The following is a 12,756-nucleotide window of genomic DNA, read 5'->3' as shown; positions in this document are numbered from 1 at the left end:
GCTGTATCGCATTCCCGACTATGGGGGTATCGAGTATCCGCCCCTTGGCCGTGTTACGACATACGACCCTCGACCAAGGCGTGGAGCGTCGCGCGAGCTCCCTCGGTATGCAAGGCCGCAAGCGCCTGGAGATAAGCGTCGCGGAAACGCACGTCATTCGCCAGGTCACCGAACAAAGCGTGCTGCTCGATGAACGCCGCTGGGTCGTCGCGATTGTCACCGGCAACCGCCATCAAGCGTTCCTTGAGACGATCGACGATCTCGATCGGTTGGCCTTGTTCATCGACCCCTTCAGCATAGCGCGCCCAGCTAGCCACCACAGCCGCACTACGCTGGACCTCACCGCCACGCTCGAGCTGTTCGCGGATCACCGGCAGCAGCCACTTGGGGATGCGATCCGAGCTTTCCGCACAAAGCCGCGCCAAGGTGTCCTTGATCTCGGGGTTGGCGAAGCGCTCGATCAGCGTGTGCTTGTAAGCGTCAAGATCCACACCCGGCACCGGTGCCAGCGTCGGCGTGGCCTCTCGGTTCATGTAATCGAGCAGGAAGTCGACGAACAGCGGATCCTGACAGACCTCATGGGCATAGCGATAGCCGGCAAGATACCCGAAATACGTCAGCGCCTGATGGCTGGCGTTGAGCAGGCGCAGCTTCATCAGTTCATAGGGCACGACGTCGTCGACCATCTGCACGTCGACCTGCTCGTAGGGCGGTCGCCCTTCGGGGAAGCGATCCTCTAGGACCCATTGAGTAAAAGGCTCGCAGACCACCGGCCATTGGTCCTCGACGTCGAAACGCTCGGCGAGCGCGGCGATATCCTCAGGCGTCGTCACCGGCGTGATGCGATCGACCATGGCATTGGGAAAGCAGACCTCGGTTTCGACCCAATGGCCCAGTTCATCATCCAATGCACGCGCATGGGCGGTGAACATCTTGCGGGCAACGTCGCCATTACCCTCGATGTTGTCGCAGGACATCACAGTGAACGGCGCGATACCTCGTTCGCGCCGCCGCTTGAGCGCCGCGACGACAAGTCCGAAGGTGGTGCTTGGTGCCTCGGGCGTCGCCAGATCCTGGCGTACCTCAGGTGTCGTGAGATCATACTCGCCGGTGATGTGATCGACGTTGTAACCGCCTTCGGTGACGGTCAGCGAAACAATCCGCGTCGCCGGGTCGGCCATGCGCTGGATCACCGCCTCGCGCTCGTCTGGGGCGTAGAGATAGTCGACGATGGAGCCGATTACCCGCGGCTCATAGCGTCCATCGGGGTGCTTGACCACCAGTGTGTAGAGATGATCCTGGGCGGCCAGCGCGGCCTGCATGCGCTGATCGCCGGGCATCACGCCGACGCCGATGATGCCCCAGTCGAGCGCCTCGCCACGGTTCATCAGCGTGTCGAGATACATGGCCTGATGGGCGCGATGGAACCCGCCCACGCCGATATGGACGATGCCCGGCGTCACGCTATCGCGATCATAGGCGGGCACGGCGATCTCAGACGCTAGATGTTGCAGGTTGTCGTTATTGAGTCGGGTCATGAATGTCTCCTGCCATAGACGGCGAGTGCTTCGCCTGAGGATCTTTAAAGGGTTGGTTGCTTGAAATAGTCAGTCGCTGGCTGCCCAGTACAGGTCGGCGGCGACAGAGGCGGTCTTGATCAAGCGGGCATTGAGCATGTCCTTGTTGCGTGCACGATCGAGCGCACCGTCAGGATCCATCCCCATCTCCCCCCAGCGCTGGATGAGACGCGCTTCGAGCACGTCATCGGGCACCTCGAGAAACAACGTCATATCGAATAGGGGGTGCAACTCACGCCAAGGCGATCGGTCGAGCAGCAGGTAATTGCCTTCGACGATGATCAGCCGATGCTCGAGGCCGATCAGCCGCCCACCGGCCCGAGCCAGATCCAGCGGCCGATCGAACACGGGCACGGCAACGGGAAGGTCGGCTCGGCGGATGCGCGTCAGGTCCTGCTGGAAACCGTCGATGTCGAAGGTCTCGGGTGCGCCCTTCACGGGCACCAGGCCTTGAGGTTCGAGGACCGCATTGTCGAAGTGGTAACCATCCATCGGCACAATGGACGCGATGCCGGGCTGGCGGTGGTTGAGCTCGCGACATAGCCATTCCGAGAGAAACGACTTGCCCGCCGCAGGCGGCCCGGCCAGCGCCACGATGAAGCGCGGCCGATCCGTCGACGCCTCGATCAGCCGCACGGCCAAGTCATGAATCTTCGGGATCATCGTCATTACTCCTGGCGATCTCGAATCGCGTCAGCTCATCCAGTTGCCGCCATCGACGTTCAGCGTCTGGGCCACCACGTAATCGCTGTCCTCGGAGGCCAGGAAGAGCGCCGCTCCCGTGTGATCCTCGGGGCGCCCCATCCGCCCATAAGGCACCGCCTCGCCGACCAGACGTTTCTTCTCGCCGAGCGGGCGCCCCTCGTAGCGCGCGAACAGCGCATCGACTTCATCCCACATCGGCGTATCCACCACGCCAGGGGCGATGCCATTGACGTTGATGCGATGCTTGATCAGATCGAGTCCGCACGACTGAGTCAGGCTGATCACCGCCGCCTTGGAGGCGCAGTACATGCCAACCAACGGCTCGCCGCGGCGCCCGGCCTGGGAGGCCATGTTGATGATCTTGCCGCCCTGACCGCGCGCGACCATGTGCGCCGCTACCGCCTGCAGGGTGAAGAAAGTGCCCTTGACGTTGATGTCGAACTGCCGGTCGTAACTGGCCTCACTGATCTCGAGGACCGGCGCCATGTCGAAGACTGCGGCGTTATTGACCAGGATATCGATACCGCCGAAGCGCGCCTCGACGGCCTCGATCATTGCCTGGCGCGACGCGGCATCGGCCACGTCGAGACGCACCGCCATCACCGGTGCATCGCGCGAGTCGGCCTGAATGTCGGCGACCACCTGTTCGGCGGCTTCGATGTCGATGTCGGCGATCGCCACCCGGGCGCCCTCTGCCAGGTAGCGTTTAACGATCGCCAGACCGATACCGCGCGCACCACCCGTCACCACCGCCGTGCGCTTGTCGAGTTTCATCGCTTGATTCCTTATCCAGAGAAATAGGGAGGCGTAATACGCCGCTGCTTAACGCACTCCCAGTCGTTCGCTGCGCCAGCGTTTTACCAAGCCGCCAAGCTCCGCCATGTGATCGAGCACATGCCAGGCACCGGCCTCGCGCAAGCGGTCGGCGTGGCCGGGTTCGATATGGCTGGCACCGATGAAGCCGATGACCTTCATGCCTGCGGCACGTGCCGCACTGGCCCCGGAGAAGCTATCCTCGACCACCAGACAGGCCCCAGGCTCGATTCCCAGACTTTCCGCCGCCAGTAGATAGACATCCGGCGCCGGCTTGGGACGCGCCACCTGTTCGGCACTAAACAGCGGGGCATTGCCGAGTTGGGCGTCGAGCCCGGTGTTGGCCAGCGAGGCGACGACGCGTCGACGACTGCTGTTGGAAACGATCGCCAGCGGCAGGTCGAGCGCCTCGATGGCCTCCACCACGCCGGCCATCGCCTCGAGCTCCTCGCCCAGACGCCACTCGATCGCCGTGTCAATGCGAGCCAGGGCATCGTCGGGCAAGGCGTGGACGCTGCGAGCGGCGAGGTGATCGAGAATCGCCTCGGTGGTCATCCCCAGCGCGTGGTGCAGCTCGTCGCCGATCGACAAATCAGGTAACCAATCCGCCAGCCGCTCACGCAGCACCGCCTCGGCGATCACTTCGCTATCGACCAGCACGCCGTCGCAATCGAAGATCAGCAACTCCATGGACGACTCCATCACTGGCCGCCCGGTGCGGCCGACACGCGATTTTCCTTGCGGTCGATGTCGACCAGCGGGTGACGATGCAGGTGAGTCAGCGCCTCGCCGTCGCCCTTGAAGAGGTGCGCACAGGTGGGGTCGAAGGAAAACCGCACTTGGTCGTGCACGCGATGGGCGACATCGCCGTCGGCGACCAGGATCCATTCGCTGTCGCCGTGCTGGAGATACAGCGAAGTGGCCCCCCCGAGCCGCTCGATGACCACGACCTTGGCTTCCAGCGGGCCCTGCTCGTCGAGCGCGAGGTGTTCAGGGCGAATACCCAGCGTCAGGGTGTCGCCGGCACTGACGCCGTCGCCCTCGACCGGGACTCGGCAATCGCCGCCGGGCAGCGCCACGTCGACCCCCTCGGCGTCGGCGCCACGAACCTCGACCTCCAGGAAGTTCATCTTCGGCGAGCCGATGAAGCCGGCCACGAAGCGGTTGCAAGGGTGATGGTAGAGTTCCATCGGCGAGCCAATCTGCTCGACCACACCGTCCTGCAGCACGACGATCTTGTCGGCCATGGTCATGGCCTCGATCTGGTCGTGGGTGACGTAGATCATCGTCGCGTCGAGTTCTTCATGGAGCTTCGCCAGTTCGATGCGCATCTGCACGCGCAGGGCCGCATCCAGGTTCGACAGCGGCTCGTCGAACAGGAAGATACTCGGGTTGCGGACGATCGCCCGGCCAATTGCCACACGCTGACGCTGACCACCGGACAGCGCCTTGGGCTTGCGGTCGAGCAAGGGTTCGAGCTGCAGGATGCGCGCGGCGGCAAGCACCTTTTCGCGACGCTCGGCCTTGGGCACCTTGGCCAGGCGCAGGCTGAAGCCCATGTTGTCCTCGACGCTCATGTGCGGATAGAGGGCATAGCTCTGGAAAACCATCGCCAGGCCGCGCTCGGCCGGGCCGACGTCGTTGATGCGCTGACCGTCGATGGAGATGTCGCCGCTGGTGGTGCTCTCGAGCCCGGCGATCATCCGCATCAGGGTCGACTTGCCGCAGCCGGAGGGCCCGACGAAGACCACGAATTCGCGATCCTTGACCTCGAGATCGACGCCCTTGATGACTTGGGTGCCCTCGAAGTCCTTGACGATGTTGTTGAGTTGCAGCGTTGCCATGTCGAATTCCTTATTTGACGGCGCCGAAGGTGAGGCCACGAACCATCTGCTTTTGAGTCAACCAACCAAAGATCAGGATCGGCGCGATGGCCAGCGTCGAAGCGGCGGAGAGCTTGGCCCAGAACAGCCCCTCGGGGCTCGAGAAGGAAGCGATGAAGGTCGTCAGCGGCGCTGCATCCGAGGTGGTGAGGTTGAGACTCCAGAACGCCTCGTTCCAGCTCAGGATGACCGCCAGCAACCCGGTCGACGCGATGCCCGGCAAAGTCAGCGGCAGCAACAGGTACACGACTTCCTGGAAGGTCTTGGCACCATCCATGCGGCCCGCTTCGAGGATGTCCTTGGGCACGTCCTTGAAGAAGGTGTACAGCATCCACACCACGATCGGCAGGTTCATCAGCATGTAGATGATGATCAGGCCGGTACGCGTATCGAGCAGCCCCAGATCGCGGGAAAGCAAGTAGATCGGCATCAACACGCCGACCGGCGGCAGCATCTTGGTGGAGAGCATCCACAGCAGCGTGCCGCGGGTGCGCTTGGTGGGCAAAAAGGCCATCGAATAGGCGGCGGGGATTGCCACGAGTAGCGCCAGTAGCGTCGAGCCAAACGAGATCACGATGCTATTCAGGGCGAACTTGAGGTAGTCGGCGCGCTCTATGACAGCGTTATAGCCCGCCAGGGTCGGATCGAAGATCAGCGTCGGCGGCGCGATGGCCTGTACTTCGGTCTTGAAACCGGTCACCACCATCCAGAAGATCGGAAAGAACACGATCACCGCGATGCCCCAGGCGAGCAGCGTGAGCAGTAGTTTCTTGGTCGTCGAAGGGTTCATGCAATGCGCCTCAGGTTTCGAGATTCTTGGCCACGGTGCGAACCAGGAAGATCGCCACGATATTGGCGAGGATGATGGCAATGACACCACCCGCCGACGCCGCTCCCACGTCGAAATCCAGCAACGCGCGGATGTAGATGAAGTAGGCCAGATTGGTCGAGGCCAGCCCCGGACCGCCGGAGGTAGTCACGAAGATTTCGGCGAACACGGTGAGCAGGAAGATCATCTCGATCATGACCACCACGCTGATCGCCCGCTTTAAGTGCGGCAGCGTAATGAACCAGAAAATCGCGATGGGCCCGGCCCCATCCATGCGAGCCGCCTCGACCTGGTCGTCGTCCAGCGACTGAATGGCAGTCAGCAGGATCAGCAGGGCAAAAGGCATCCAGTGCCAAGCCACGACGATGATGATCGACGTCAACGGCATCGCCGAGAACCAGTCGATCACCGGCAGACCAAGCAACTTGCTCAGCCAGGCGAATACCCCATAGACCGGGTGCATCATCATGTTCTGCCAGATCAGCGCACTGACCGTGGGCATGACGAAGAACGGTGCGATGACTAAAAGCCGGGCGATGCCGCGGCCGAAGAACTCCTGCTGGAAGAGCACTGCCAGCAAGGTGCCGCCGATCACGCTGATGGCCAACACCGAGCCGACCAGCAGCAGGGTATTGCCCATCGCCGTCCACAGCGCGGGATCGGTCACCAGGTAGTAGTAATTCTCCCAGCCGGCAAATCCCGAGACGCTGGGCATCATCAAGTTGTAACGCTGGAACGAGAACCAAATGGTCATCCCCAGCGGTATCAGCATCCACAGCAGCAACAGGGTAACCGCCGGGCCCTGCAGAAACAGGTTGCGGAAGCCCCCGACGGTTCGTCCGGACGTTCTTTCGCGCATGGAGGTACCCATTCAGAGGTGATGAGTCAGTAAAGGCGGCCGGGTCATGACGACCCGACCGAAGCGGGACGCGTATCAGTCGTAGTAGCCGGCCTGACGCATGGTGCGCTCTGCGGCGCGCTGGGCGGCGCTCAAGGCCTGATCGACGCTACGTTGTTCAGCCAGGGCGGCGGCGATCATCTGCCCCACCTGGGTACCGATGGCCTGGAACTCAGGAATGCCAACGTACTGCACGCCCGTGTATGGGACCGGCTTGGCACTGGGGTCGTTGGGATCCGCCGTCTGAATAGCGTTGAGCACGAAGTCGGCGAATGGCGCCGCTTGCTGGTAGTTGGGGTTCTCATAGGTGGACTGACGCGTTCCCGGCGGAATATTGGTCCAGCCTTCTTTTTGCCCCACCAGCTTCACGTATTCCTCGGACGTCGCCCAGGTAATGAAGGTCTTGGCGGCCTGCTTGGCATCGGAAGAAGTGGGAATGCCCAGCGACCAGGCCCACAGCCAGTTCGCGCCCTTGGGCGTCTTGGCGACCGGCGCCGGGGCGAAGCCTACCGTGTCGGCCACCTGGGACTGCTCGGCATCGTATAGCTTGCCGGCTGCGGACGTGGCATCCACCCACATGCCGCACTTGCCACCGGCGAACAATGCCAGGTTCTCGTTGAAACCGTTGGAAGTCGCGCCCGGCGGGCCATATTTATTCATCAACTCGACGTAGAAGCTGATCGCTTCGTGCCAGGCCGGCGAGTCGATGGTCGGTTTCCAGTTCTCATCGAACCAACGGCCGCCGTAGGTATTGACCAGCGTCGAGACGAAGGCCATGTTCTCGCCCCAACCCGGCTTGCCGCGTAGGCAGATGCCGTAGACACCGTTTTCGGGGTCGTTGAGCTTGCTCGCCCACTCCTCGACCTGCTGCCAAGTCGGCTGTTCGGGCATGCTGATACCGGCCTGCTCGAACAAGTCCTTGCGGTAATAGAGCATCGAACTTTCACCGTAGAACGGCAACGCGTAGAGGGAGTCCTTATAGCTCAGCGCCTGACGAATCGGCTTGAGCAGATCGTCCTTGGCGTAGGACTTGGGCAGATCGTCAAGCGGCGTCAGCCAACCATATTCGGCCCAGATAGGCACTTCATAGGTACCGACGGTCATGACATCGAACTGACCGCCCTGCGTCGCGACATCGGTGGTCAGACGCTGACGCAAGACGTTCTCTTCCAATACCACCCATTCCAGGTTGATATCGGGATGCGACTTTTCGAACTCTTCGGTCAGACTTTGCATGACGATCATGTCATCGTTATTCACCGTGGCCACGGTGACGGTCTCGGCTTGAGCGGCGAACGAGGCCAGTGTCGCGGCCCCGGCCAGGGGTAATACGAGGGGAAAGCGCATGGCGAGCTCCTGGAAGAAGATCATTGAATTTGTTTTGATCAATCTACTCATTGAGTATTCAAATGATCATTTGCAACGCCAAAAAAAGCAAACCTCACACCCTTATACTTTGGCCTAACCTCGCGGCAAATTCGCCACCACATAGCGTGCCGCCGCCTCGTCGGTGACCAATCCTTTGAGCCAGTTACCCCGCAGTGCGCTCAGAATCGCGGGCCCCTTGTCGCGGCCTCCCGCCAATCCCATCAGGCGCTGCCCTCCTAATGCCGACAGCGGCAAGCTGGTAATCCGACGCGTGATAGGGCAATCGATGAGTTGTCCTTCGGCATCCAGCGGCCAGCCAAGCAACTCCCCCACCGCGCCGGCCTCGAGCAGCTCGTTGAGCTCGGCCTCGCTGATGAAGTGATCCTGGAACAGGGTCGCGCGCGGATCGATACGCCCGATACCGATGACGCCGGCTTCTGCCTCGCGCGCGACACGAAACACCGCCTGCACCAGTTGCTGACCAAGCAACGCCTCCTTCTCCTCGACCGACGCGGCGACCACCGGAGCCGGCAGCAGGAAGCGCTCCGCACCGGTTTTATCGGCGAGCACCATGACCCCGTCGTAGCGGTTGGACGAACCGTCGCGTGCCACGTTTCCCACCAGCGACACGATACGGTGCTGCGACCTATCCAACTGACTCAAGGCTTCCACCGTGGCACGCACCGAACGCCCCGTCCCCAGCGATAGCGTCAGTGCTTGCTGACGATCAAGAAACCCGGCCAGTCGCTCTGCCCCCGCCTGGGCGAGAAAGCGTGGGCTGCTCTCTGGCATCTCGGGGTCGCTGGGTACGACGTCGCAATAATCCAGCCCGAAATGTGTGAGAATCGCCTCTCCCATCGCCATGCATCCGGAAATGGGATGGTCGATGTGGACCTTGACCAGTCCCTCCTGACGGGCCAATGCCAACAGGCGCTGCACACCGGGGCGCGAGACGCCCAGTTGGCCGGCGATGTCGTCCTGGGTGCGCCCGCCTACATAGGATAGCCAGGCCGCACGCGCCGCCTGCTCGCGCTTGAGTTCGTACTTGTCCATCGCCGCTGCTCCTGTTTGGAAGGGGAATGGCGGCATCATCGCAATCGCTCGCCACGCGCACAATATGCACCGCGTCCGACGCTGCCATTCCCTCAACGGACGATGATCAGGACTCGGTATCGCTCGGCGCCACCGGTGACGTGGGCAACCAGACACGCGCGGCGAGCCCCCCGAGCGAGGCACGTGACAGCGAGAGCCGACCGCCGTACAGGGTCATCAGATCCTCGACAATGGCCAAGCCCAGGCCGGAGCCGGAACGCCGTTCATCGAGGCGCGTGCCGCGTGTCAGGGCGGCATCACGCTGCTCATCACTCATCCCCGGGCCGTCATCTTCGATCAACAGTTCCACGCCGCCCGCCTGCGGATGAAAATTCAGCGTGACCTGACTGTCGGCCCAGCGCATCGCATTTTCCAACAGGTTGCCGACCAGTTCCTGCAAGTCTTGTGCTTCCATGCGCACCTTGAGGTCATCGGCCAACGATTGCGTCAACTGGATACCGCGCCGCTGCCCCATACGCGTCAAGCCCTCGAGCACCGGCGCCAGCGCTTGCGCGGCGTCCACCTTACCGGCGAGGACGACACCGCCGGCCGCCGAGGCCCGAGCGAGATGATGGCGCACGGCATCATCGATGCGCCCCAACTCGCCGTGCAGACGATCGCGGGTGTCGGGCGGGAAGCGTTCAGCGAGGGTGGTGAGCACGCTGACCGGGGTCTTGAGCGCGTGCGCCAGGTTGCCAGCCGCGTTACGTCCGCGCTCGATCAGGCGCTTGTCACGTTCCAGTACACCATTCATCGCACGCGCCAGGCGGGCCAGCTCGTCGGGCAGGAAATGCGTCTCGAGGCTGTCGTCGTCACCGGATTCGACCGCACGCAGATTGGCGTGCATGCGCCGCAATGGCGCCAGCCCCCAACGAATCTGAATCGCCAGCCCAATGAGCAGCAAAGCGCCCAGCGCGAGCAGCGACAATCCCAGTAGCCACTCGAAACGCGCCACTTCGGTATTCAGTTCCTCGCGGGGGGCCGCCACGCTGACATGGAATGTCTCAGCATGTCCCGGCAAACGAATATCACGTTCGATGACACGCAGGTGCTTGCCTCGAGGCCCTTCCACGTTCCTGACGTTGAGTCCCGAGACGTTATCCACCGGTAGCCGTTGATCCCACAACGAACGCGAGGTCAGCGTTTTTCCAGCATTATCGCGGACCTGCCAGTACCATCCTGAGAAGACTCGCTCAAACCGTGGGTCGCCCAGCGAACGCGTCATGCGCAGATCTTCGTTCTGGGCGTCGAGTTGTACCCCGGCCAGCAACACATTGAGCCACGATTCAAGACGGGCATCGAACGCGGTGGTGACAGCATCGCGGAAGTTATAAACGAGCCCCGTGCCCGCCAAGGGCAGTGCCACCATGACCAGCAATAGCGAAGTGATCAGCAAGCGGGCACGGATCGAGGTGCGGGCAAGACGTTGGCGCCAGTCACGTCGCCTCATTGCTCATCCTCGGGTGCCACCAGACGATATCCCTGTCCGCGCAAGGTTACGATGCGCTGGTTGCCGAGCTTGCGGCGCAAGCGACTAACCTGCACGTCGATGACGTTAGAGTCGGGCTCGTGATCACGGTCATAGACGTGTTCGGAAAGTTCAGTGCGTGTCACGGTGCGCGGTGCGGCATGCAGCAGATACGCCAGAAGCCGGGATTCCTGAGCCGTCAAAGTGATCGGACGCCCCGCCAGAGTGACACTGCCGGCATGCGTATCCAGCGCCAATTCGCCCAGCCGGAGGATGGGGTGGGCATGTCCATGGCTGCGTCGTACCAGGGCACGCAGACGAAACAACACCTCGGCAGTCTCGAAGGGTTTAGTGACGTAGTCATCGGCGCCAGCGGAAAAACCTGCCGCCTTGTCCGACCAGCGCTCGCGAGCGGTGAGCACCAACACCGGCAGATCGATACCATCCTCGCGCCAGGCCGCGAGCCAACGCGTGCCATCACCATCGGGAAGCCCCAGATCGAGTATCACGGCGTCATAGGACTCGACGCGCACCAGATAATCGGCGTTTGCACCGGTCGCGGCATGCTCCCACAACAACCCCGCCTCGACGAGCGCCTCACCCAGCGCCTGGGCCAGTGCGGTATCGTCCTCGATCAGCAATACCTTCATTGACGTGTCATCCCCTCGATATTGACCCCTTCGATACCCATCATCTCCCCGTTCGTGGCATCGAATTCGAACTCCACTACCTGCCCCTGTGGGCCGATCATGTCAATTTCGTAGCGCGGCACGTCAGCGTCGTCGCGCGCGAGCTCCACTTCCAGCACCTGGCCGATGTAGTGGCGCTCGAGCCAGTCGAGCACTGTGGGTAATGCGACTACGCGCCCCTCCTCCACCTCGCGGTGCAGAGAGCGCCATTCGTCATCGTCGGCCACAACCAGCGACTGGCAGGCCATGATGCCCACTGCCACCAGCATCAGCGCTTTGATACAGCGATTGAAGCGTTTCATGGGCATAAGTCTGCCTCAGCCGACATGAATGCAGCATGAATATCCGCAGGGCGAGGCCTCATCACCGCCACGCATACTCGCAGTCGTTAACATGAATGAAAGATGAACATCGTTTTCAGGTGACTGCAAGGTAGACGACGTTAGCGTGCCTCTATCCGCAGTCGCGGTATGGTCATACCAACCTCGAGGCGAAAGCCAGGAGTGAATCATGAAGACGATGCATATGCTGATGATGCCGATGGTCCTCACGGGAGGGCTCTCCACCGCTGCACTCGCCGATGACGGCGGCCTGTCACCGGGCAAGCTCGAGTCACTGCTCAACGACGCCGACGCCTATGGCTTCACCCATTACGATGAAGTCGCCATCGATGACGGTAACCGTCTGGAGGTGGAAGGCTGGCGTGACGATGGCTGGCAACTCGATATCGACATGCTTGTCGAAGATGGCAGCCTGGTGCACGAGAAACGCCACCAGGACACCATTCCCGACTGGAGCCTGACCAGCAATGAACTGCACCAGGCACTAAGCAACGCTCAGGACGCCGGTATGAAACGCTTTGCCGAATTGGATGTCGATGAAAGAGGGCATGTGGATATAGAAGGCTACGACGCCCAGAATAGTGAGATCGACATTCGCCTCGAGCGCAATGATCTAACGGTCACCGGAGTGAAAAATGACTGATCGACAGCACAATGCCGCTTGGCAGGCGGCACAGCAATGGCGAGAACGGGCGCGTCAGGCACGCCCGTCACAGGGAACCGGCGGGCTCAGGCTGCTCGCCACTTGGTTATTGTTCGGCGTCATGATGATCGTCGGCACCCTGCTCGGCCTGTTTTTCCTGATCATTGGCTGGGCGATGCTGCCCTTTCTGCGCCAGCGTATGAAAAAACGCGCCGAGGCCTTTCGTGCCGACCATGCGCAACCGGCGGGCGGCAATGGCGCTCAGGAAAGCACGCAATCACCAGACGAGACGCGCACCTCGCATGTACTCGAGGGCGACTACCGCGTCAAACCTGACGACTGAGAAAAGCCGCAAGAAGGCAGAGGCTGCAGAGGCAAAACGGCAAAAAAATGGCACGCCAGGCGTGCCAGAAACGACTGCTTACCTGCAAACCACAGGTCTTGCCGTCA

14 protein-coding genes are annotated in these 12,756 nt (G+C 61.9%); 2 read left to right on the top strand and 12 right to left on the bottom strand.

Translation table 11 applies throughout. The features are described from left to right. Positions 1-53: 53 nt before the first annotated feature. The 12 genes from RVY79_RS11665 to RVY79_RS11610 form a co-directional block, all read right to left on the bottom strand. Positions 54-1,538: a mannitol dehydrogenase family protein gene (locus tag RVY79_RS11665; protein WP_317464346.1), complete on the bottom strand. Its 1,485-nt coding sequence runs from the start codon at positions 1,536-1,538 to the stop codon at positions 54-56. Positions 1,539-1,607: 69 nt separating this feature from the next. After that, positions 1,608-2,240, bottom strand: a complete 633-nt coding sequence (locus RVY79_RS11660) for a nucleoside/nucleotide kinase family protein (RefSeq protein WP_317464345.1) — start codon at positions 2,238-2,240, stop codon at positions 1,608-1,610. Positions 2,241-2,270: 30 nt separating this feature from the next. Next, positions 2,271-3,056: an L-iditol 2-dehydrogenase gene (locus tag RVY79_RS11655; protein ID WP_317464343.1), complete on the bottom strand. Its 786-nt coding sequence runs from the start codon at positions 3,054-3,056 to the stop codon at positions 2,271-2,273. A 48-nt stretch (positions 3,057-3,104) separates the two neighbouring features. Continuing rightward, positions 3,105-3,785: an HAD-IA family hydrolase gene (locus tag RVY79_RS11650; protein ID WP_317464342.1), complete on the bottom strand. Its 681-nt coding sequence runs from the start codon at positions 3,783-3,785 to the stop codon at positions 3,105-3,107. An 11-nt stretch (positions 3,786-3,796) separates the two neighbouring features. After that, positions 3,797-4,939, bottom strand: a complete 1,143-nt coding sequence (locus RVY79_RS11645; protein ID WP_317464340.1) for a sn-glycerol-3-phosphate ABC transporter ATP-binding protein UgpC — start codon at positions 4,937-4,939, stop codon at positions 3,797-3,799. A 10-nt stretch (positions 4,940-4,949) separates the two neighbouring features. Then, positions 4,950-5,768 carry a carbohydrate ABC transporter permease gene (locus RVY79_RS11640; protein ID WP_317464339.1) on the bottom strand — a complete coding sequence of 273 codons (819 nt, stop codon included), beginning with the start codon at positions 5,766-5,768 and terminating at the stop codon, positions 4,950-4,952. A 10-nt stretch (positions 5,769-5,778) separates the two neighbouring features. Continuing rightward, positions 5,779-6,666, bottom strand: coding sequence for a sugar ABC transporter permease (locus RVY79_RS11635; protein WP_317464338.1), 888 nt, complete (start codon positions 6,664-6,666; stop codon positions 5,779-5,781). A 75-nt stretch (positions 6,667-6,741) separates the two neighbouring features. Beyond that, complete coding sequence (locus RVY79_RS11630) at positions 6,742-8,052, bottom strand: sugar ABC transporter substrate-binding protein (RefSeq protein WP_317464337.1); 1,311 nt, start codon at positions 8,050-8,052, stop codon at positions 6,742-6,744. Positions 8,053-8,166: 114 nt separating this feature from the next. Beyond that, on the bottom strand, positions 8,167-9,126 hold the full coding sequence (locus tag RVY79_RS11625) for a sugar-binding transcriptional regulator (protein WP_317464336.1): 960 nt from the start codon (positions 9,124-9,126) through the stop codon (positions 8,167-8,169). 106 nt (positions 9,127-9,232) lie between these two features. Then, positions 9,233-10,615, bottom strand: a complete 1,383-nt coding sequence (locus RVY79_RS11620) for a sensor histidine kinase (protein WP_317464335.1) — start codon at positions 10,613-10,615, stop codon at positions 9,233-9,235. Beyond that, entirely contained in the window at positions 10,612-11,283 is a 672-nt protein-coding gene (locus RVY79_RS11615) for a response regulator transcription factor (RefSeq protein WP_317464334.1), read from the bottom strand. The genes RVY79_RS11620 and RVY79_RS11615 overlap by 4 nt, the downstream gene beginning before the upstream one ends. Next, positions 11,280-11,624 carry a PepSY domain-containing protein gene (locus tag RVY79_RS11610; protein ID WP_317464333.1) on the bottom strand — a complete coding sequence of 115 codons (345 nt, stop codon included), beginning with the start codon at positions 11,622-11,624 and terminating at the stop codon, positions 11,280-11,282. Before RVY79_RS11610 ends, RVY79_RS11615 begins: the two co-directional genes overlap by 4 nt. Before the next feature lie 208 nt (positions 11,625-11,832). On the opposite strand from RVY79_RS11610, the gene RVY79_RS11605 reads away from it, so the two are divergent. Both RVY79_RS11605 and RVY79_RS11600 read left to right on the top strand, forming a co-directional pair. Next, complete coding sequence (locus RVY79_RS11605; RefSeq protein ID WP_317464332.1) at positions 11,833-12,306, top strand: PepSY domain-containing protein; 474 nt, start codon at positions 11,833-11,835, stop codon at positions 12,304-12,306. Continuing rightward, on the top strand, positions 12,299-12,649 hold the full coding sequence (locus tag RVY79_RS11600; RefSeq protein ID WP_317464331.1) for a hypothetical protein: 351 nt from the start codon (positions 12,299-12,301) through the stop codon (positions 12,647-12,649). Before RVY79_RS11605 ends, RVY79_RS11600 begins: the two co-directional genes overlap by 8 nt. Positions 12,650-12,756 lie beyond the last annotated feature (107 nt).

It is taken from the genome of Chromohalobacter sp. HP20-39, from assembly GCF_033052815.1.
In the GTDB taxonomy this organism is placed as follows: domain Bacteria; phylum Pseudomonadota; class Gammaproteobacteria; order Pseudomonadales; family Halomonadaceae; genus Chromohalobacter.
Note: the sequence above shows the minus strand (reverse complement) of the source record. Positions and strands in the feature narration are given on the sequence as shown.